The organism is Gemmatimonadota bacterium (genome assembly GCA_026706845.1).
Classification (GTDB): Bacteria; Latescibacterota; UBA2968; order UBA2968; family UBA2968; genus VXRD01.
Genome location: JAPOXY010000017.1, coordinates 1 through 21458 on the forward strand (window position 1 = coordinate 1; position 21458 = coordinate 21458).

At 51.9% G+C, this 21458-nt stretch carries 16 protein-coding genes; 7 read left to right on the plus strand and 9 right to left on the minus strand.

The features are described 5' to 3' along the window. A partial coding sequence (locus OXG87_01445) for a SpoIIE family protein phosphatase (GenBank protein MCY3868187.1) occupies positions 1-1389 on the plus strand: 1389 nt, incomplete at its 5' end. 24 nt (positions 1390-1413) lie between these two features. Next, the gene (locus tag OXG87_01450; GenBank protein MCY3868188.1) at positions 1414-3297 is read left to right on the plus strand and encodes a thioredoxin family protein; all 1884 of its coding nucleotides are present in this window, start codon (positions 1414-1416) and stop codon (positions 3295-3297) included. Positions 3298-3395: 98 nt separating this feature from the next. Here the strand turns inward: OXG87_01450 and OXG87_01455 are convergent, their stop codons facing one another. Continuing rightward, positions 3396-4703: a hypothetical protein gene (locus tag OXG87_01455; GenBank protein ID MCY3868189.1), complete on the minus strand. Its 1308-nt coding sequence runs from the start codon at positions 4701-4703 to the stop codon at positions 3396-3398. Positions 4704-4808: 105 nt separating this feature from the next. Between OXG87_01455 and OXG87_01460 the strand changes: the two genes are divergently transcribed. Beyond that, positions 4809-6890: a Mur ligase family protein gene (locus OXG87_01460; protein ID MCY3868190.1), complete on the plus strand. Its 2082-nt coding sequence runs from the start codon at positions 4809-4811 to the stop codon at positions 6888-6890. On the opposite strand, the gene OXG87_01465 is transcribed toward OXG87_01460, so the two are convergent. Next, on the minus strand, positions 6887-10048 hold the full coding sequence (locus OXG87_01465) for a glycosyl hydrolase (protein MCY3868191.1): 3162 nt from the start codon (positions 10046-10048) through the stop codon (positions 6887-6889). The two genes, OXG87_01460 and OXG87_01465, sit on opposite strands and share 4 nt — an antisense overlap. A 478-nt stretch (positions 10049-10526) precedes the next feature. Between OXG87_01465 and OXG87_01470 the strand changes: the two genes are divergently transcribed. The 3 genes from OXG87_01470 (at position 10527) to OXG87_01480 (ending at position 13713) form a co-directional block, all read left to right on the plus strand. After that, positions 10527-11138, plus strand: coding sequence for a nucleotidyltransferase family protein (locus tag OXG87_01470; protein MCY3868192.1), 612 nt, complete (start codon positions 10527-10529; stop codon positions 11136-11138). 3 nt (positions 11139-11141) lie between these two features. Beyond that, the gene (locus OXG87_01475) at positions 11142-12191 is read left to right on the plus strand and encodes a dihydrodipicolinate synthase family protein (GenBank protein MCY3868193.1); all 1050 of its coding nucleotides are present in this window, start codon (positions 11142-11144) and stop codon (positions 12189-12191) included. A gap of 118 nt (positions 12192-12309) precedes the next feature. Beyond that, a complete protein-coding gene (locus OXG87_01480; protein MCY3868194.1) occupies positions 12310-13713 on the plus strand; it encodes an aldehyde dehydrogenase family protein in 1404 nt (467 codons plus the stop codon). A gap of 52 nt (positions 13714-13765) precedes the next feature. Here OXG87_01480 and OXG87_01485 read toward each other — a convergent pair whose 3' ends face one another. The 7 genes from OXG87_01485 to OXG87_01515 form a co-directional block, all read right to left on the minus strand. Next, positions 13766-15307 carry a sulfatase gene (locus tag OXG87_01485; protein MCY3868195.1) on the minus strand — a complete coding sequence of 514 codons (1542 nt, stop codon included), beginning with the start codon at positions 15305-15307 and terminating at the stop codon, positions 13766-13768. A gap of 185 nt (positions 15308-15492) precedes the next feature. Beyond that, entirely contained in the window at positions 15493-16275 is a 783-nt protein-coding gene (locus tag OXG87_01490) for a phage Gp37/Gp68 family protein (GenBank protein MCY3868196.1), read from the minus strand. Next, a complete protein-coding gene (locus tag OXG87_01495; GenBank protein ID MCY3868197.1) occupies positions 16275-17117 on the minus strand; it encodes a three-Cys-motif partner protein TcmP in 843 nt (280 codons plus the stop codon). The genes OXG87_01490 and OXG87_01495 overlap by 1 nt, the downstream gene beginning before the upstream one ends. A 127-nt stretch (positions 17118-17244) precedes the next feature. After that, positions 17245-18588 (minus strand): FAD-binding protein, encoded by a 1344-nt coding sequence (locus OXG87_01500; GenBank protein ID MCY3868198.1) that lies wholly within the window; start codon positions 18586-18588, stop codon positions 17245-17247. 132 nt (positions 18589-18720) lie between these two features. Further along, the gene (locus tag OXG87_01505) at positions 18721-18978 is read right to left on the minus strand and encodes a hypothetical protein (GenBank protein MCY3868199.1); all 258 of its coding nucleotides are present in this window, start codon (positions 18976-18978) and stop codon (positions 18721-18723) included. A 101-nt stretch (positions 18979-19079) separates the two neighbouring features. After that, a complete protein-coding gene (locus tag OXG87_01510; GenBank protein ID MCY3868200.1) occupies positions 19080-20090 on the minus strand; it encodes a PD-(D/E)XK nuclease family protein in 1011 nt (336 codons plus the stop codon). A 183-nt stretch (positions 20091-20273) separates the two neighbouring features. Further along, a complete protein-coding gene (locus OXG87_01515) occupies positions 20274-20618 on the minus strand; it encodes a hypothetical protein (protein MCY3868201.1) in 345 nt (114 codons plus the stop codon). A gap of 213 nt (positions 20619-20831) precedes the next feature. On the opposite strand from OXG87_01515, the gene OXG87_01520 reads away from it, so the two are divergent. Continuing rightward, the coding region (locus OXG87_01520) for a hypothetical protein (protein ID MCY3868202.1) at positions 20832-21458 on the plus strand (627 nt) is incomplete at its 3' end.

Here is a 21458-nt window from a genome sequence, read left to right on the forward strand (position 1 = left end):
CCGGGCGCAGATCAGGCGCAGTTTAATGGGGTGAGTCGGATATTTCCCGCCAATGATGGCAAGGTGTGGTTGGCTTCGCCGATTGATGGCGCGATTCACACCGATGGATTTGCCTGGGTGCGCTATACGATTCAAGAGGGGTTGCCGAGTACACAGGTTTGGGATGTGGCACAAGATGCCGATGGTTTGTTGTGGTTTGCGACGTCTGATGGGTTGGGCTGTTATGATCCCGATGGCGATGCGCCCGAAACACTTCTTTTGGCTCCGCCAGTTCAAATTGCGCCGTATCAAAATGCGTTGTTTGAATTTTCGGGACAGGATGTGTGGAAGCAGACGCCAGATGGGTCATTGCAATATTCATGGCGGCTCGACGAGGGGGCGTGGTCTTCTTTTTCGCGCAATAACCGGGTTTTGTTGGAGGACATCGATGCTGGCGGTCACAAATTTGAAGTGCGCGCTATGGATCTGGCTTTTAATGTGGATAAGACATCTGCTGTGCAGGTGTTTGAGGTGTTGGCGCCTGTGTGGCAACGGCCCTGGTTTGTGGGATTGAGTGGTGTTTCGTTGCTCATCGTGCTGGTTACGACGGGATATGCGTTTCAAAAGCACAAGCGCTGGCGCATAGCACAGACGCAGTTGATCGATGAGTTGGAGACGGAACTTCAGGAAGCCCACGATATGCAGATGGGTCTGTTGCCCCGAGATCCCGTGCGCGAGAGAGGGTTTGAGGTGGTGGGCAGGTGTTTGCCAGCCAATCACGTCGGTGGTGATTATTTTACGTATTTCTGGTTGGATGACGATCGGAAAATACTGGGGTTTGGAGCCGCAGATGTGTCGGGTAAGGCGATGCAGGGTGCTGTGCGGGCTATGCAATTGAGCGGGATGTTGCACTATGAGGTTCGCGCGGCACAGACGCCGATAGATGTGTTGCGGAATTTGAATGTTGTTTTGCAAGAGCAATTTGATGCGGCGAGTTTTGTGACGTGCTGTTTGGGGACGCTGGACTTAGAGACCGGGGAGATCGTTTTGGCCAATTCCGGGCATCCCTATCCCTATCGGGTGTCTGTGGGCGGTGATTTGCAGATGATAGAATTGATGTCTGTGCCTCTGGGTATGACGTTGCCACCCGAGGTGGATACCGAGCCGAGAGAAGCGCGTGCGTTTTTGGATTTTGGCGATATGCTGGTGCTCTACAGCGATGGGGTGACGGATATGCAAAATGCCGCGGGAGAGTTTTACGAGGAGGCGCGGCTGGAGGTTTTGCTGAAAGAACACGCAGGCGCGAGTGCCGATGTTTTGATCGATACGGTGATCGATGATCTGGTTCGGTTTCGCGCGTCGGCGGCACAGACAGATGATGTGACGCTTCTGGTTATTAAGAGGCGTTAGAGAGAAGTGAAAAAGGAGATCGATATGCGGATTTTTGTCGCGGTATGTGTTTTGATGGTGCTTCAGAGCAGTGCCACATTGGCTCAGAATGAGGCTTCGTTTGGTGTGATGGTGGAGCCAAAGGCGGCGCGCGTTGGGGAGGCTGTTGCAGTTTGGATTGATGTGGATCTTTCCGACGATTGGCATATTTATTCGGCAACGACACCGCCGGGTGGTCCCTATCCCACGGAGATTGTGCTGTCGGGCGCGGGATTTCGGCAAGTGGGGGCGGTGATTCAGCCCAGGCCTATTGTGGAATACGATCCAAATTTTGAGATGAATGTGGAATATTACCACCCCAAAGTGCGGTTTGGGGTGCGGGCAGAGGTGGGTGAGGGGATGCCGGGCGAGCGGGTGCTGTCGGGTGAAGTGATCTATATGCTTTGCAATGCGACGCAGTGTTTGCCGCCCAATACGTACGCATTTGAGATTCCCGTGGTGGTGGAGGCGGGACCTGCGCGGGCTGAGTATGTGTTTTCTTCTGATGCGACACCCCCGGTGTCGTTGGATGGCACGGGTAGCGTGGCTGATGTTGAGCGCGCGATTACAGAGGGTTTGAGCGCGTTTTTGTACCTGTCTTTGTGGATGGGTTTTCTGGCTTTGCTCACGCCGTGTGTGTTTCCGATGATTCCCATTACGGTGTCGTTTTTTACCAAGCAGGAAACGCAGAGCCGGAGGGAGTCTGTTACCAAGTCGCTGGCTTATTGCGGGGGTATTATTTTTACGTTTACCGGGCTGGGTATGGTGTTGGCGGCGACCTTAGGCGCGTCTGGCGCAGCTCTGTTTGCGGCCAATCCCTGGGTCAATTTGTTGATTACTGCGATTTTTGTGGCTTTTGCGCTGGCATTGTTTGGGCTGTTTGAGATTCGATTGCCCTACGGTTTGGTCAATAAGTTAAACCAGGTTCAGGGGGGCAGTTATGGCGCGATTCTAATTATGGGGTTCACGTTTTCTCTCACATCGTTTACGTGTACTGCGCCTTTTGTGGGGACGCTGCTGGTGCTGACGGCTCAGGGAACGTGGGCGTGGCCCATTTTGGGCATGCTGGTATTTTCGGCTGCTTTTGCCTCTCCGTTTTTCTTTTTGGCACTTTTTCCGCAGTCGCTTTCTGCCCTGCCCCAAAGCGGTGGCTGGCTAAATTCCGTGAAGGTTGTGATGGGGTTTTTGGAATTGGCCGCTGCGTTGAAATTTTTGAGCAATGTCGATCTGGTGTGGCAATGGGGTATTATTTCGCGCGAGGTCTTTATTGCGGGGTGGATCGCGATCTTTTTGCTGTGTGGTTTTTATTTGTTGGGCAAGATCCGCTTGCCACACGATTCTGCGCTCGATACAGTTGGTCCGCTGCGTTTGCTGGCGAGTAGTGGATGTTTGGCTTTTGGGCTGTATTTGATGACGGGTCTTTTTGGCGCCCCTCTGGGCGAATGGGATGCATTTTTCCCGCCTTATGGAAGTTATGGGGAAATTGCCAAGATAAGGAGTGGCGAGCCCGAACTGACCTGGCGCGATGATTACGAAGCGGGTTTGGCAGAAGCAAAGGCGACGGACAAACCGGTATTTATTGATTTTACGGGCTATGCGTGTACGAATTGCCGCTGGATGGAGGCGAATATTTTTCCAGAAAAGGAGGTGCATGCATTGTTAAAGCAGTTTGTACGGGTTCAGTTGTACACAGATGGGCGGGGAGAAAAGTACAAGCGCAATCGCGATTTGCAGGAGGCTCATTTCGGTACGGTCGCTCTGCCTTTGTACGCGATTATGACACCCGGGGGAAAAGAGATTACACATTTTCCGGGGATGACGCGCGATGTGGATGTTTTTGTCCGCTTTTTGAAACAGGGGGTCGGTCCGACAGTGGCGAGTGTGAAGTGAGAGGGCCTCACACAAAGACACAGAGACACAAAGATACAAGAAGTGGGAGGAAGACTGTCATCGCGGCATGGTGTTGAGCCGCGATCCAGAAGATTTTTTCATCGCGATAGGCCGATAAATGTGCCCAGGACGAGGGCAACGACACCGAGTAGTGATAGGAGAAGGGCGCCAATGGCTATGTGCAGCATTTTGGGTTCAAGGTGGTCGAGATAGGCTTCGAGTGTTTCGATGCCCGAGCGCATAGCGCGCTCGATGGGGTCGGGAAGGTGCTCGACGAAGGGTATTTTTCGCCGAGAGAGTTCGTCGATGTATTGAATATTTTTGATGTTGTGACGGGCGTTGAAGGTGTGTTCGACAAATTTGCGGATTGCAAAACGCTGTACCGGGTCGTGAATTTCGGATAGGTGAAGGGTTTGTGGATCAATGGTGCTGGATAGTTTGAAGCAGTGTGTGGTCTTGTCGGGATCGTCTGGGTCGGGGTCGATTTCGCCTTTGACAATGCGTCCCAATATGGTGAGGTCGTGATAGTTGAGGTAGTGATAGCGTCCACCTTTTTCGCGGCCCAATAGGCTTTCAATGCGCTGGCGCAAGATGTCGGGGTCGTCTTTGCTCTGGCGGAGGTGTTCGGAAATTTTGGTGTTGAAGCATCGGGCATAAAATTTTAGAAAGTCCCGGACAACGGGCGAGGTATAACTGCCTTTGGCGTTGATGAGACGACGCACAAAGCCGAGGTAACGGGGATTTGTGTATAGTCGCGCAGCGATGTCGAATGAGCCTGTGGTGAGTGCAGTCGATTCGCGCATCTGTGATTTGATGGCGGCGTCGATTTGCACGCTCATCTGGATCAGTGCGACGTCTTCGTCGTCTTCTCGCACGATGGACCGGGTTGGGTCCTCGGGTTCGTCGCGGGCGAGAAAGGGTGTGGTTTCGTCCGAGGCAAAGCTGCCAAGCCCGCCTTCTATGCCCTGTCCGATCATGATTCGAGAAGCGGTTTCTTCAATTCGCGCTTCTATTTTTTTTGTGAGTTCTTCGGGGAGTTCTTCGTTCTGTTCGGGTACGAGGGCAGAGATGTTGTCTGCAAAGATTTGAACTTGAGATTTGTTGTTGAATACATTGAGATAGGGTTGTTGCATTACTTCGGGCAGCAGATGCTGTGTGAGGGTGTTGCCCCGCTGTCCTTTGAAGGCGGTGTAGAGTGCTTCGTGCAGTGAGGTGAAGGGAACCACGCGTGTTGCGACGAGTGCGCGCTCTGTGCCATAGGTGAAGACGTAGAGGTTTTCCCAATAGCACTTGCGATAGTATGTCCGGCCGGTTTTGGAGGAGAAGGCGAAGCGGTATTTTGGATCGACAATGCGTTCCATCGGTTCCTCGGGAAAGGGGCTGGGGACTGGTTGGGGTGATTGCATGCGGGACGGCACAGGGACCGTCCCCTACGATGATATTGTTAATCCTGTAGGGGCGGGTCTCCGTGCCCGCCCGTTATATAATACGCATTAATTTGAAAGGTAAAAATGAATTATTTTCGGAGCAATCGATTTCTCAATACGCTGCCCGATTGGGAAACGGGTGAGCCGATAGAAGGTTCGCTGGAAAATTATTTGCCGCGTGTGCGCGCTCTGTTGCATCGCATGGATAATCCCCAGGTGCGGTTTGACTCTGTTATTGTGGGGGGAACAAATGGCAAGGGGACGGTGAGTTATTTGCTGGCTGAGTTGTTGCGGGCAGCGGGTTTTCGCGTGGGGCTTTATACGTCGCCGCATTTGCACACGGTGCGCGAGCGGATATGCGTTGATGGCGAGGTGCTCGCGCGCGATGTGTGGGCCAAAGGCGTCGCACATTTTTACGAGAAAAGCCGCGATTTTGAACGCGAAGGCTGGGGTGCGTTTAGCAAGTTTGAGGCGCTCACGGTTTTGGCAACTCATCATTTTGCGCGGGCGAATGTGGATTGGGCTGTTTTTGAAGTGGGGCTGGGTGGGCAATTTGACGCGACCAATGCGTGGGATTCAAAGGTTGCTGTGTTGACGGCGATTCATCTGGATCACACGGATGTGTTGGGCAATACGCTGCGCGAGATTGCAGCGGATAAGGTACATATTGTGCGTTCGGGAAGGCCGCTGTTTACGGGGTCAGGGCAGGCACCTGAGGTTTTGAAGTTGTTGGAAAGGGAATGCGCGCTTCGGGGTGCGGCACTGCATGTGGTCGATGCGGAAATGGACGATATGGCGGATCGGCCGGTTACTTTTCGGGAGAATGCCGCGCTGTCGGTTGGTGTGGCGCAGCATATTCTGAACGGGTGTGGGATGGTGTTGGCAGATGAGCAGTTGCGGGATGTGGTTTTGAATCTGGCTCTGCCCGGGCGCTTTGAGGTGGTGCGGAAGGCGTTGATTTTAGATGGTGCCCACAATCCGGATGCGGTTCGCGCATTGGTCCGCGATTTGCAATGCCTGTCGGATAAGTGGCGATTTGTGGTGGGTGTTAATCAGGGGCACGATGCACGGGGTATTTTGCAGGCGCTTTCGCCTCTGGCCGCCGAGGTTGTTTTGACGCAGTCGGCGCATCCAAAGGCCATTTCTGTGGCGCGTTTGAGATCGCTGGTTCCAGAGGGGCTGTGTGTGCGGTGTGAGACAGGGGGATTGGATTTTTTGACGGAGGTGTCCCGACAGCCTACGTGTGTACTCGGGTCGCTGTATCTGGTGGCGTTGGCGCGCGAGGTGCTGGATTTGCCCGGGGAGGCGGACAGTTTTGGCGAGGATGTGATTTTAGAGAGTTTGCGGTGTTTTGAGATCGCGTGTCGGCAGTTGGGCGTGGGGTATGAGGCGGTGTCGGCAGATGGCAATGTGATTCGGGTGGAGAGAGAGGGAAAGCCGCTGTATTTTTTGCGAAATAAACATCCGTTTAACGATTATGTTTCTGGAAAATTGGCAGAAGATAAGGGGTATCAATACGAGGTGTTTGGTCGGGCGAATATCACAGTGCCCAGGACGATGACGGTGTTCAATCCTCTATCTGACCAGCGGTTTGATCGATATAAGACACATGCTTCTGTTGCAGATATTGTGTGCGATGTGGTGCAACACATGTCTTTTCCGGTTGTGGTGAAACGCAATCGCGGATCTATGGCACGGGGCGTGTATTTGGAGACGAATGCAGAGGATTTGCATGCGCGCTTGCACGACTTGTGTGTGGAAAGTAGCCGATTGGATAATGTGTTGTTGATCCAGGCGTATGTTGAGGGGCCTGAGTATCGCATTGTGGGCAGTGAGGATGAGTTGCTGCTCGCATATCAAAAGCAAAATGATTCAGATATTGAGGGAGAGGATATCAATCCTCTGCATCGGGCGGGGGGCAGGGCAGTTGTGGTCGAGGATGAGGAATTATTGGAGGGTTTTCGCGCGTTGATACAGGCGTTAAATCAGGTGCTGGATTTGGGTTTTTATGCGATTGACTTGATCGCGAGTTCCAAGGGGCTTTTTGTTTTGGAAGTGAATCCCAATCCCATATGTCACTTTTACAATGCGGATAATGGTCGAGGCGATTTTGTGCAGATTTATCGGTATCTGATAAGAAAATATTTGCTGGGAGGTGAGGATTAGATCTCTACCGGGACGATTTTGCGCGTTTTCGGCTGATATACCATGCCTGTAAGTAATTTTTCGAGTGTGTTGGTGACGCGGAAGACAATGCGATTTTTGCCCTGTTTGAGATGGGCTGTTTTTCCAGTCCAGCAATAGGGCGCCCAGGCGCATACACCCAAAGACTGGCCGTTGATTGTTATTTCAACGATGTCGTCGAGGTTTTTCACGGTGCGTTCGAGGTCTATTTTGAAATGCGCGGTTTTGGGCAGGGTTTTGAAATCGATGTCCCGGGTGTATGACACGGTGCCAGCATAGAAGGGCAGTCCCTGCGCTTTGAGGTCAAAAATTGGACCGCTATCTTGAAGGGGTGTTAGTTTGGGATATACGCTGCGCCAGGATTTGACCTGAAAACGTCCAAAGAGATACAGGGCATCGAGGAGGCCATCACCTGGACTGTTGACTTCCACGCGGATGGCGATCACATTTTTGCCTTTGTTTATGCGTTGCCCCACGGAACACGTCGCGTTGGCGTGATCGAATCGGAAGGTGGGACGAAAAGCATTGCTCGGCAATTTGGAACCGTTGATGTAGATCTGATGCTCTCCCTGAATAGCACTTCGGTCCATGACCAGAGAGAGTTTAGTGGGGACAATGTCTGCGATAAAGGTTGTTCGGTACCAACAAATCGTTTTTTCTTCTGAATCGTCAAAAGGTTGTGGGCGCGTTTCGGACCATCTGCTATCGCTATAAGTCGGTTGATGCCAGCCCTGGCGTTTGCCTGTGTTAGACGGGTCGAATTTTGTTTTGAATTTGTCCAGACGCAGTGCGTTATCTTCTTCTGGGTCAACTTTCCAGTGGCCTGTTAAATTGAGTTTGAGCGTTTCTACCGGAGGCTCTTCTTTTTTTGTTTTTGCAGGGCCTGTTACGATCATGTGTGATTGCAGCCGATCAAAGGAGAGGTCGATGCGGCTCATTTCTCCGGTGGATTTGACCTCAAGAGGTGTGCGTTTGCCCGTTTCTAAATCCCATTTTTCTATTTGTCCACTGGATGGGGGTATATAAATTTGCGTTGTAACAGGCGAATTTCCCCGATTGGAAAAAAAGAATATGTGGTGCTTTTCATCTGTGCGGTGGTGATATTGTATTGCATCGGCGTTTTTCCCGTCTGACATAATGCGTACTCGCCGGGGCAGAATTTCGTCGAGCAGGCGTTCCAGCATGAATGTCGCCTGATTTTTTTCTACAGTACCCCCCGTACGGATAAACATGAAGTTGTCTCGACTCAGCAGGTGGACGCCCGATTCATGGCCGGTGTAATCGCGAATCATTCGCCCCGGTTCCATGTCGGTCAACCGCGAAAATCCCTCGACGATTGATGCGCCCTCTTGAATATCCTCAATGGGCAATAATCCCATGGCGATGACGAGGCCGCCTGCATTGATAAATGCGCGTAGCTTATCAAAAGCTTCGCGTTCCAGATTGGTGATGGGGGGAATGACCAGGACCGTGTAGCGCGTTTTGCCGATCTGCAATTGGCGGTTGACGATTTCCGCCTGGGCGAGGAGGGCCGGGTCAAGGCTTTGAAATGGCCGCTGCATCTGATACAGGGCGCAGGCAATACAAGCCCAGTCGGCAACGAGGTTATTGGTCAGTGTTTCTTCATCGGGATCATAGCCGACATAAGACCAGTTGTGAAACGGGTGTGCGAGGTGTGCCCACAAGCTGGTGACGGGATCGAGGAGTGCAATATCGGCTACTTGCTGACCCCGGCACAAGAGATGGGTAAGTCGCCCCGCGTAGTCAGACAGCAGGTGGAAGTGTTTCCAGTAGGGATTTTGATGAAATAGAGATGTGGCGTGTTTGCGCAGCCCGTCGAGTGTGTAGTAAAGGGCATGGGGCGCAAAGAAGTTGGTTCCGTGGGTGCCGAGGGTATCGAGATGTGCTTTCATATCTTGTAGCGTGGTTGCCCAACTCGTGTTTTGAAAACAGGTATTGATTACGCGCGAAGTGTTTGTCTGTGCGGCAAGTGCCGTTGCAAATTCAGGGCTGTGGCGATACGATACGACGTATTCTCTGGTGCGTTCAACGCTACCGCCTGTGCCAGGTATGGGTATGGAAGTGCGATGGGCATTGCGAAGCGGGGTTATATCGCTCGCATAATTGAGGTCGTGCTCTTTGCACCAGTCGGCACTGCGCGCGCTGTCGTGCCGCTGTTGCAGTTCGCTCAGGGTTTGAAAATAGTCGTAGCGAATGCGGCCCGTGTTGGGTCCAAAGTGGGTTATGAGGGCAGGCAAGCAAGGCAGGAGATTGTAGCCATTGCGCGTTTGGAAGTAGTCGGGCAATACGGGTGACCAGGGCAGGCGATCTTTGGGAAAATGCGTTTCCGAGGTTAAAATGCCCTTCAGGGTTTTGCCCTGAAAAGCGGAAAATTGTTCGATGTAGGGTTGTTGAATGGTCTGGTGCAGGGTGCGGACAGACTCTGGATTGAAGCGATCGAGATGTGAGCCAGGACAATCGCTATTTGCCGAGGGTTCTTGCAAAAAAACGAGCACGCGCCAACGTCCGGCAGGTGCTTTCCAGTACAGGCGACGGGTGGGGTCGAAAGATACATAATTGTGGGGATGGTGGGGGGACACGGCGCTGTTGTTGCGCAATGCGTGGTGTTGATGATTGACCCCCAGATAAGCACTGATATCCTGTTTGTCTTCCCACAGACAGCGGTCTCTTCGCAGGGGAACAGCGAATGCTTGCAACACGGGTGCCCAGGGCAGCATAAGGTCAACTTGTTGTCCGCCCTGTACAACGGTTTCGCGAAAGGTGAGTTGTTGTGCGACGAATTGGGGATGGTTTAAGGTGATTTGGGTTGATCCAATACCACCTGGATAGCGGTATTCGTCGTGGATCCAGACCTGGAGGCCATTTTCTTCTGCTGTTTCGAGTGCCAATTTTACGCGCTCGAACCAGATGTGTGACAAATAGGGCGTTTTTAGCCCGGGACCTGTTGATAGGCAAAATCCACCAAGTCCTTTTTCGCTCATTTCGCGGATTTGACGGACGAGTTCGTTTTCTTCTATGATGCCGTTCCATATCCAAAATGGAACGAGGCGATCAGCAGCAGGGGGATTGATGAAGTTTTTGAGGTCCATAAGTTCAGGGGATTTAGCTTGTGTCAGCACAGGCCTGACATATATATGTAACTACCCGGCCGCGCGGGCGAATACGAATGAGTTTAATCTCGCCTTCCCGCTGTTTGCACTGCGCGCATGGTCGGTCTAATTTGGGGGCGGTAAGGTCCGCGCAGGTATCACAGCGATAAAGGACGCGCTTTATGCCGTTTTCGATATGCGTTTGTGCTTTTGTTGCTGGAACTTTGCCACATTGTTCGCAAATCAATGGTGTGACCTCGCGTTTTGAGATGCCCGCGCTTCGTTTGTTTATAACCCCGAAAAATTTAATGCCTGAATAGAAAAAGTCAAGTTATTTTAATAAAATGTTGTTTTATTATAAGTTTATGGAATGATATTCGAGCTACTCAAATACGCCCTTGTCAATAGTAAGCCTTATCGTTATACTACAAATGCAAAATAAGCGGTCAGCGGTCAGCAGTTAGCAAAACAAGCTATTAGCTGAAAGCTGATAGCTGAAAGCTGATATATGAACGAGCGAATTTACGGTCTTGTACTGGCCGCGGGGATGGCGCGGCGCATGGGGTCAACCAAGCAGTTGTTGCCTTTTGGCGATCGAACGGTTCTTCAAACGGTGGTCGATACGCTACACGGTGCTGATCTGGCTGGCGTTGTGGTGGTTTTGGGGCACGATGCAGATGCGGTGCGCGAGAGTTTGCGCGGTCGGCCCGCGCTGTGTTGTGTGAATGATGCGTACCGCGAGGGGATGTTTTCCAGCGTTCTTTGCGGTCTCCACCATTTGCCCGGGGATGCAGATGCGGTGTTGGTCGCTCTCGGGGATCAGCCTCAGATTGAATTGCGCGTTGTTCAGGCTGTTGTTCAGGCATACCGCGAAGGCGATCGGGGGATTGTGATTCCCATTTCGGGTGGCAAGCGCGGGCATCCGGTGTTGATCGATTTGTCGCGTTACCGGGACGAGATTCTGAACCTTTCTGGGGATGAGGGTCTCAAGCCGGTTATGCGCGGGCATCCGCGCGATACGCTGGAGGTGCCGGTAGATGACGAGGGTATTTTGCGGGATCTGGATACGCCGGAAGATTATCGGGCTGAGTTGGAGAGGCGAGGGATGAATGGAGAATGACAGATGTTGAGAAGAGATGTTGAGATTGCATTGAAGAAAGGGCAGGTGATTCCCGCACATCCGCTGGCGCTGACTGCGGAGCGGAAGTTGGACGTGCGGCGGCAGCAGGCGCTGTCGCGTTATTATATTGCTGCTGGCGCGGGGGGATTGGCCGTGGGGGTGCATACCACGCAATTTGAAATCCGCGATTCCAAGTGGGATTTGTATCGGCCCGTTCTGGAACTGGCCGCAGAGGTGATGGATGCCGATGCATCGGCTGATTTTATCCGCGTGGCAGGTATTGTGGGCGATACGCGACAGGCGGTGGTAGAGGCAGAGGTTGCGCGCGATTGCGGCTATGAGGTCGGGTTGGTGAGTTTGCGGGCTTTTGCCAATGCGGGTGTCGATGCGATGGTTGCACATTGCCGCGCTGTGGCGGATGTGATTCCGGTGATGGGGTTTTATCTGCAGCCAGCTGTGGGAGGGCGTGTATTGCCGTTTGATTTTTGGCGGCGTTTTGCAGAGATTGAGTCTGTGGTGGGGATTAAGATCGCGCCTTTTAATCGGTATCAGACACTGGATGTGATTCGCGGGGTTGTGGCGGCGGGACGGGTGGAGGATATTGCGCTTTATACGGGTAATGACGATAATATTGTGATGGATTTGCTGACGTCGCATCGGTTTTGGTGCGATGGTGTGTGTGTGGATGTGCGTATTGTGGGTGGGCTTTTGGGGCATTGGGCGGTGTGGACAAAGAAGGCGGTGGAAATTCTGAGGGCGTGTCACGAGATTGCGCAATTGGATGCTGTGCCTGGGGAGATGCTGACGCGGGCGATTGAGGTGACGGATTGCAATGCGGCGTTTTTTGATGTGGCCCATGATTTTCACGGGTGTATTGCCGGCGTTCACGAGGTGTTGCGAAGGCAGGGGTTGCTCGAGGGTGTCTGGTGTTTGAATCCAGATGAGGGTCTGTCGCCGGGACAAGCCGAGGAGATTGACCGCGTGTATGCTGCTTATCCGCATTTGAATGACGACGATTTTGCGGCGGAGCATTTGGATGCGTGGCTGGGGTGAGGTGAGGGATAAATTTTGTTGACTTGCAGGGTGTCGCTGTGCATGATGAGTGAACTGGGATGAAAATAGATTTTGAGGACGGTAATTTTTAACTGACTTAAGGAGGTTTGTCGTGAAGATGCATATTGGTGGTCAATGGGTGGATAAGGCTGAGAAGATCGATGTGATCAATCCATTTGACAATTCGGTGGTGGATACGGTGCCAAAAGGCGATGCTGCAGATGCGGAGGTGGCGATTGCGACAGCCGTGCGCGGTGCCAAAGCAATGGCGGCTTTGACGGCTTATGAGCGGTATGAGATTTTGCATCGGGCTGTGAATTTGATGCAGGAGCGGGTCGAGGATTTGGGGCGCACGATTACGCTGGAAGAGGGCAAGGTTCTGGCTGAGGGCATCGGCGAGGCCGGGCGGGCGATTGAGACGATGACGCTGTCTGCAGAGGAGGCCAAGCGGTTGTACGGCGAGACTATTCCGCTGGATGGCGGTTCGGGCGTGCGCGATCAGTTTGGCTTTACGTTGCGCGTGCCGTGTGGGGTGGTGCTGGCGATTACGCCGTTTAATTTTCCCCTGAATCTGGTGTGTCACAAGGTGGGTCCTGCGCTGGCTGCGGGCAATGCGGTGATTGTGAAGCCGGCGACGGATACGCCGCTTTCGGCGCTGAAGCTGGTGGAGATTCTGGTGGAGGCCGGTGTGCCTGCCGAGGCTGTGCAGTGTATTACGGGTCCGGGGAATGAATTGGGCCATGCGCTGTGTTCTGATGGCCGTGTGCGCAAGATCAGTTTTACGGGTAGCCGCGATGTGGGTGAAGAGATTTGCAATATGGCGGGGTTGAAGAAGGTGACGATGGAACTCGGGTCCAATGCGCCTTTGATTGTGATGCCCGATGCGGATCTGGATCAGGTGGCTGCTGCGACGGCGACGACGGGTTTTGCCAATGCCGGGCAGGTGTGTATTTCAGCGCAGCGGGTCATTGTCAATGATGCGGTTTACGGCGATTTTATCGATGCGTTGACGCCAAAGGTCGAGGCGCTGGCGACGGGCAATCCCATTGATGATGGCGTGACGATGGGTCCGATGGTACGGGAGCGCGATGCCGTGCGCGTGCAGGCGTGGATTCAGGATGCGGTGGGTGCTGGCGCGCGTCTGGTGACGGGCGGCGAGCGCGATGGTGCGATTTATCAACCGACGATTCTCGCCGATGTGGATCCGAGTATGAAAATTTCGTGCGATGAATTGTTTGGACCTGCGGTGGGTATTACGCGGTTTGACGATATCGACGCTGCAATTGAGATGGCCAATGATACGAATTACGGTTTGAGTGCGGCACTGTTTACAGAGAATATCCACTGGGCGATGCGGTTTGCGCGGGAGGTCCATTCGGGCAATATCCACGTCAATTGGGGTACGCAGTGGCGCGCGGATTTGATGCCCTACGGCGGGCTGAAGGATAGTGGGATGGGCAAGGAGGGACCGAAGTACGCGGTGGAGGAGATGACGGAGACGAAGATGGTGGTGTTTCATTAAGTTGTTTGTAGGATGCGAAAAAACGGCTCCTCAATCGAGGAGCCGTTTTTTTTTACCAGTTCTCTACGGGCCCAGCATAGGGCGCGTGTTCGAATCGACAGGGCGATTCCACGAGGCGCGGGTCGCTTTGTTCGCGCAGGACTTGCATGAGTGCGGTGGCGAGTTCTTTGCGGATGGGTTCGTATTCGGGGTCGTCGGCGATGTTGTTCATGTAGTGTGGGTCAACGCGCAGGTCGTAGAGTTCTTCCCGGGGACGTTTGCCAAAGCCGATTTCGAATAGTTCCTGTACGTCTTCTTCTGCGCGGTGGAGGATCATATAGGCTTTTGTGGGGCTGGCGTCCATGTCGGGATAGACGATGAAGGTTTTCCCTGTCAGGTCTTCGGCAGAAGGGGCTTCTGCCTGGAGGTCGTCGAGTCCCTGAGGATCGCCCATGGGCCAGCGGTCGGGTGCAAAGTTGTGGATGTAGAGAAAGTCGGCCGTGCGGATGGCGCGTTGCGGATAGGGTAGCTGGCCTTCTCTTGCGGTGCCAACGTGCCGTTCTCGGCCGGTGATGACAAAGGTGCGGTTGGGATTGATTAGGCCGCTCTGGTCGCTTTTGAGGACGGGGAGCAGGCTTTTGCCGGTCATGGTATCGGGGATGTCTGCGCCTGCGGCTTCGAGGAATGTGGGGGCGAGGTCCATGAGGTTGACAAAGTCTTCAACGGTGCGTCCCGCGGGGATGTTGTTGGGCCAGCGCGCGGCAAGGGTGACTTCGCAGCCGATGTCGTAGAGGTTGCATTTGCCGCGGGGAAAGCCCGGTATGCCGTGGTCGCCGCTGACGACGATGAGGGTGTTGTCGAGTTCGCCGATTTCTTCGAGGCGCTGGATCAAGACGCCGAGGCCGGCGTCAACGGCCTGACATTCGCCCAGGTAGTCGCATACGTCTTCGCGGATGTCGTGTACATCGGGCAAGAAGCCGGGTAAGCGGCCTTTGAGGTCGTCGGGTTCCAGGTCCCATAAGGCTTTGCCTGAGCCGCGTTCCCAGGAGCGGTGGGTGTTGGTGGGTCCCCACCAGTAGCAGAAGGGTGTATTCTCTGGACGGGCGTTGAGGAATGCATTGAAGTTGTCGCGGGTTTCGCTTAGCAGTGCTTGTTTGGCGCCTTCAACGCCCAGTTCGTCGGCGTGTCTGGTTACCCAGTGGGAGAATCCCCGGTAGTTGGTGCCGGCAGATTCATAGCGGGTTCGGTCGGCACCATAAGGGGCGTTGGCGGCTTTTCCGGGGGACCAGACTTTGTACGTGTAGCCGATGTGGTATCCGGCTTTTTCGAGTTCGAGGGGGTAGGTGGGGATGCTTTCGTCCCATATCGCACCTTGCAAGATCGCGCCGAGGCCGGTTTGCCAGAAGTATTGTCCAGAGAGGATAGAGCTTCGGCAGGGGGTGCAACTCGGCGCTGGTACAAAGGCGTTGGTAAATAATGCGCCTTCGCGGGCGATGCGGTCAAAGTTGGGGGTGTCGATGAGGTGGTTGAGCGAGTTGGGACCTTCTATGCGCTGATATGCGCTGGCGTAACGCCCCCAGTCGTCGGCAAAAGCAAAGAGGATGTTGGGTTGCATGAAAGTCTCCGTATTGATGAAGAGGTGATTGCTTAAAAAGTATAAACAGCCACAGGTATAAGGATATTTATACAAAGAAAAACGCCACGCTGGTATAACCGAGCGGGGCGTTTTTTACAAGAGCACCCCAAGGTACCAAAGTAAAAGAGAACATTTTATCTCTTTAACACTTCATTAGGATGAGCTTAATCAGAGGTCATTTGGAATAATGATGTTTGTGAGGTCTGTTCTTGATAGGACGACAGGTTTGAAGAACGAGAGAAGACCGGAGGCATTTCGTTCCATTCACGCCCCTCCAATAACCGTCCAGCCTTTTTTTTATTAGTACCTCCCCATTGTTTGAAGAAGAACGGAACCTTAGCATCTAAGCACTGATCTCGGATATTGATAACCCATTCCTCTCTCATAATTCGGCTGTGTGGTCCCGATTCACCACCGACAATAACCCAATCAATCTGATTGAGTTCCAAATTATCAATAGGCCCGAGAAGTGGTTCTATCGAAAGAAATTTGATAAAGGCATTGGTCGTTCTGAGGCAATCAATACGCCAGGTGTAATCACAATTCTCGACGCTAACACCCATCCAAACATTATTGGGCCAATCAATGAACTCAGAAATTTTCTGCAGGCGGTCTGCTCGTTTGGAGAGTACCTGAAATTCATGCCAGTAAGCCCTTCTCATTACATCGAAGCACTTCTGGATAAAGGAGATAGGTACATCTTCGTGAAACATATCGCTCATAGAATTTACAAAAACGATTCGTGGTTTCTTCCACTTCAGTGGCAGTTCTAACATATGCTCGTGAAGCGCGAGGTCGAATCCATTTTTGTAGTTCCGATTCCTCATTGCTTGTAAGCGTTTTGCCATCCTTTCAGCATAGCAAAATTTACAACCAGGGCTAATCTTGGTACATCCGGTTAAAGGATTCCAGGTCGCCTCAGTCCACTCGATCTTTGATTTTGTCATTACGTAGCTCCCCTGTACTGTGAAAAAATATCTTCGACAATATGCTCTGCAACCGGCTGCTGTGAAGCAAAAAAGAGGTAGTAAAGCGTTGCACCTGTCGAATTTTTTAAGGGGAGGGGGGAAGGTACATGTTGGAAACCGGCCTTGTTTTTTAGCCGATCTTGAAACGCACGGGCAACAATGTCATTATCGGAAACTTTTTCGATTGCATTATTATCGAAAAGATCGGTCTGTTGTGACTCGGAATAAACAATATCACGCCAGGATTCATCGCCCCAAAAGGCATTCATCCGATTGATATTGTGTTGTGAAACCATTTCGGGGTGTTGCCGAAATACATTTCGATTCATGTCCATTGTGGGGAAGTTCAGAAATATTTCTACACTTCTCATCTGACCAGCTTGAGAAATAACCTCCCAATTTAAATTCAATCCGTAGGGATCCAGAAGGCAGAGTGCTCTTCGATAGTCTTCATATTGTACCTCAGGAAAAATATCATTTATCAATAAGTCATTACAGTCTCCGTTGCTAATATGGACGCGATCATGGTTTTGGGCAAGGTCTTCTAAAATATCTGTTTTATCGCTGTCCATATCAATGAAGTAATAATCATCAAAGCGCGGTTCAGTTTCAAGGGCTATCCAGGGGCTACCTTGTATAAATCGATCTTTGTCTGTTTTAGAAAGGTGAAAACCCGGTCCTGAGAAAGCATCAATATAGGCGTGGGAAAGAATGACCTTTTTGGATAATATCACGGAATATGCACTTGCATATTTCTGAATAATCTCCAGCTTTATTTCTGACCAAGGACCGATTTCATCTATGTTTTCAAATTCTGCCATGGTGTTTCGTTATTACAGTGCCAATCCAAAAATATATGCAAGGTAAAATTTTATTTTTTTCGTCGATGATGAAAAAGATATACTCACACAATGTCGATTTGTCAACCTTAGACCCGATATTTCTTCTTTATTTTTTAACGTGTTGAGCCGCGCCTTCGCCCGCGATGAGGCCATACGCGAGGCCCATGCACAGGCCGCCTGTGTAGCCCCGGGTGTAGATGCCGCCGCAATCAGCGCCGGCTGCGTAGAGGCCCGGGATGGGGTGGTCGTTTTTGTCTATGACTTGTGCTCTGGCGTTGATTTTGGCTCCGCCATAAGTAAAGGTGATGCCGGGGCGTGTGCGGATGGCGTAATAGGGCGGTGTGTTGAGGGGGATGAGGCCGCCGGTTTTTGGTATTGAGAGGGTTTGACCGTTGCCTGTGGCGCATGCGGTTGCGTATTCGGCCATTGTTTTTTCAAAGGTGTGGGCGGGGATGTGCCAGCGGTTGGTCAGTGCGCGGGTGAGTTCGGGCAGGGAGGATGTTTCGATGACTTCGCCGCCTGCTTCGCGGATGTTTTTGACGCGGTCGTTGTCCGGGGTGGGCCATTGGGAGAGTGCGTTTTGGTTGTCGCGGATGTGCTGGTCAAAGATGAGGATGGCTGTGGCCCGGGGTTGTTGGACGAGGGTGTGGCAGGTGACTTCGTCGCCTGAGTATTCGTCGTCGAATCGCTCGCCTTTGAGGTTGATTAAGATGGCGTATTCGCTGAAGTCGGGTTTGACTGTGAGGAAGTTGTGGAGGCCGACTCGTGCGGGCGGTGCCGGGAGGAGGTGACCGTAGAAGCGGTTGAGAGGTTCTGTGGGTTGCGCGCCTGCTTCGAGTGCGCTTTGAAATCCGCCGCCGGTGTTTTGGGGTACGCCGCGGACGATCATGTGATCGGATTCTGCGCCGAAGTATTGCGCGCGCAATTTGGGGCTGGCCTGATATCCGCCGGTTGATAGGATGACGGAGTGGGCTGTTATCTCTGTATGTGTGGTTTTGACGCCGGTGATGGGTTTGCCGTTGCCGCCGATGAGGCCGATCAGACCGGTGTGTGTGAGGATGGTGCCACCCCTGTGTTGGAACTGATAGCCGAGGATTTCCATTGCGGTGCGCGCGTCGGGTGTGAACTGGTAGATGGTGCGTTGAAATTTGTACGGTTTGTCTTCGCGCGCTTGTAGGGATACGCCCTGTTTGCGGAGCCATTCGATGCCTGTGTAGAAGCGGTCGATGAGCGCGGTGCCGAGTGCTGTGTCGCCATTGGGCTGCACTTTGAGCCATTCATCGATGTTTTTTGCACACCAGATTGTGCCGCCCGATGCAGCGGCAGATCCGCCGATTGTTTCGGCTTTTTCGACGATGGCTACGGATGCGCCTTTTTCCCTGGCACGCAACGCTGCACACAATCCGCCTATGCCCGCGCCCGCTACTATGACGTCGTAATGGTCAGACATCACGTTTCTCCTGTGAATATCAGGATGCCATCCTAATACGGTTTTTCCTTGCTGTCAAGAGAAAGAAAAAAGGAGATGGATAATCTCACCTCCTTGAGTGCAGAAATCAATGGGTTTGCATCAATGGCAAGCTCAAGTCGCGGCATTTCCCTGCCTCAAATTCTCTCGAAATATTTCGAAGTCTTTGAGAATTTCATCTTCTGTCAAATTTTTTTCTTGTAACTTTTTTCTTACTTTTTTTCCTCTTTTTTCTGCTCTTTGACGGCGCAGTTCTAAAAGATGATGGTCAATGGCATGTTCCAAACCTTGCGCGATGGTTTTATACCCGCCAGCTTGACATAGTTTGCCGAGTTTTTCCAAAATCTCATTAGACAATCGGATCGTTTCCATTAATAATTCCTCATTGTCTCATGCGTATGAAACTTCAACTGACCGGATTTTTTTCGTTCAAGCATATCCTGTATATCCTCATAAATCGGAGATTCCTTAGACTAATCGCCCTGCAATCTACTCTGTTGGGCGTCGTACACGACACGCGTGAGCCTGTACAACTTCCCTTTGCGAGTCTCCCAATCATCCTCAGTCAACGGGAATTGAATCTCCAGGCGTTCTTCCAGTGCAGCGTCGAGGTCTTCCAGCACGTCATTCTCACGTTTTGCTGGCACTATTCGGAATGGCCTCTCTTGTATGAGCGCCTTGAATTCATCCACGCACAACCTGATAGCATGCCTAAAGAAAACTACCCTGACCTTCTCGTCTGGATCAATGCGAGCGTAATTGACAAACCCTTCCGTTTTATTCTGCCTTAGACGGAAGACGAGGCCCTTTGAATTATTAGAGCTAAGCCGTGTACCAGGCCAATTTTGCTTGAACATGTTTTCGACGGAAGCGAACAGGTCATATACGCCTAATCTCTCGGCGCGGCTGACGAACGATTCGCCTTTTTTTCTTATATCATCCTTCCATCTCTCCTCCCGTCTCTGGAGATATGTGCGGAAGTCATCTACGATGACATTTTTTGTATCCTGAAATCCGTTTAGAATCTTAATAAGATCATGACGCAGAAAGTGACCGCATTTATCTTTGGGAGGGAGTTCTTCTTTTGATACGTTTCCCGTCTTGAGATACACCGCGATCAAATGATCATAGCTGCCGCTGTATCGCTTCTCTGCGGCTTCCTTGTAGCGTTCAATCTGGTTCGAGTGCTCTGTGGTGCTTACTTTGTCTTCGATGATCAGGATGATCCTGTCAGTATTTTGATCCACGTTGATCCGGACGAGAATATCAATCCGGACATCTTGAGTCTTAACCTGAAGTGTCTTGATTATCGGGATATCCATCTCTTGAGTGCAAAGAAGTGAACGCAACAGTTCGGTGCCAAGAGCATGAAGCTGTGGATGCGATTTGCGATATTTTGGGTCGGCCCACGCCAATATGTAGGCGATGGTGGCGTCCTGTGCGAGTTCCTTCGTCGCAAATTCGTACAGATTAGGGATTGTCATGGGATACCTTTCTTTGATAGAAGGTAAAGTTCGAGAGCATCGAGGTTGGCGATTCAGGAATTCAAGCTAACAAATGGTTTCTGTACAATATAATTTTTCCCTCACAAGATCAAGCCTGACCAGGAGATTTTGTGAGCATTTTCTTAAACGCAGACCAGAGTCTTGACAAGCCTGTTTATGGTCCTATTTCTCAAGGCTTCTCGGGAAGCATGCCCTCCCACAATCGGCTTTTGGCCTGTAGAGCAACACCGTCGTATTGTCCTGGTGGGGATGTCTGGCTTCTTCCACGGCCTGGATGAGTGCCGCGGCAACTTTTTCAAGCAGTGCGTTTGGATTGTTCTTCAGAATACGCGCGGTCTCCTCGTCTCCAAGTGTCATTAAACTATCACTGGCCAATAACAAGCGGTCGCTTTTCCGAATGCCAACCGATTGTGATGAGGCATCTATCAGTGCCCACCTGGTCAAGCGGTACATATCTTTCACATGACGGCCCATTTCTGGCTCAAAATGTACCTTCTCGCCTTTCATCTGTGCCCCTCTGCGTCCATCTGCGGATTAAATTCAGGTTGTGAACAAGTGTGCAATACAGCATATTTAAAGTAAAATGAGGTGTTTAGATGTCTGCCAATACAAATTATCGCTCAATTTTGTGATAATTTCATTTTTGGCCTGATATTTGCTTTGTGTCTGAGTGTTGCGCGTGTCCCACGCACTTACCCCATCAGACGCGAGGCATCTCACATGGCCGAATTTGATACGATATCCAAACACTTGATTCAGAAATATCCCCACGACTTTGCCGGCTTCACCCTCGAACGCGAGGACGTTGAAGTTCTTGCAATCATTGACACAGAACAATTCACTGTTGAAGCACGCCAAACCGATAGCCTGATTCGCGTGCGTATTGATAACGAGGAGGCATTGGTCCACAACGAGTTTCAAACGACTGACAGCACCAATCCTCCTATGCCACGCCGCATGGCGGGCTATATCGGACGCGCCATTGAGCATCACGGTCTGCCGATCTATTCCAATGTCATCTACCTGCGTCCGGATGCAGGGCAGCGCGATCCCGGGCACTATATCCAGGAGCGTCCCGGCTACGAAATCACGATTCGGTATCGCGTGATCAGGCTGATTGAAATAGAAGGCGAGCGCGTCCTTGATGCGGGGTATTCGGGCCTGATCCCATTCACGCCATTGATGAAGCCACCTGAAGGAATGGCCTCGGATGCGTGGTTGCATCAGTGTATTCACACGGCTCGAACGCGCCCCATCGCTCGGTCGTCCAGGGCGGATTATCTCGCAGGCATGGTGGCGTTGAGCGAGTTGGTATATGCGTCTGAAACGATTTCTGGTATTATTTTT

Coding starts and splice junctions, on each gene's coding strand:
- OXG87_01490 (MCY3868196.1), bottom strand. CDS start 16,275: ATGACAAAATCAAAGATCGAGTGGACTGAGGCGACCTGGAATCCTTTA.
- OXG87_01450 (MCY3868188.1), top strand. CDS start 1,414: ATGCGGATTTTTGTCGCGGTATGTGTTTTGATGGTGCTTCAGAGCAGT.
- OXG87_01475 (MCY3868193.1), top strand. CDS start 11,142: ATGTTGAGAAGAGATGTTGAGATTGCATTGAAGAAAGGGCAGGTGATT.
- OXG87_01455 (MCY3868189.1), bottom strand. CDS start 4,703: ATGCAATCACCCCAACCAGTCCCCAGCCCCTTTCCCGAGGAACCGATG.
- OXG87_01460 (MCY3868190.1), top strand. CDS start 4,809: ATGAATTATTTTCGGAGCAATCGATTTCTCAATACGCTGCCCGATTGG.
- OXG87_01470 (MCY3868192.1), top strand. CDS start 10,527: ATGAACGAGCGAATTTACGGTCTTGTACTGGCCGCGGGGATGGCGCGG.
- OXG87_01480 (MCY3868194.1), top strand. CDS start 12,310: ATGCATATTGGTGGTCAATGGGTGGATAAGGCTGAGAAGATCGATGTG.
- OXG87_01515 (MCY3868201.1), bottom strand. CDS start 20,618: ATGAAAGGCGAGAAGGTACATTTTGAGCCAGAAATGGGCCGTCATGTG.
- OXG87_01505 (MCY3868199.1), bottom strand. CDS start 18,978: ATGGAAACGATCCGATTGTCTAATGAGATTTTGGAAAAACTCGGCAAA.
- OXG87_01500 (MCY3868198.1), bottom strand. CDS start 18,588: ATGTCTGACCATTACGACGTCATAGTAGCGGGCGCGGGCATAGGCGGA.
- OXG87_01495 (MCY3868197.1), bottom strand. CDS start 17,117: ATGGCAGAATTTGAAAACATAGATGAAATCGGTCCTTGGTCAGAAATA.
- OXG87_01510 (MCY3868200.1), bottom strand. CDS start 20,090: ATGACAATCCCTAATCTGTACGAATTTGCGACGAAGGAACTCGCACAG.
- OXG87_01485 (MCY3868195.1), bottom strand. CDS start 15,307: ATGCAACCCAACATCCTCTTTGCTTTTGCCGACGACTGGGGGCGTTAC.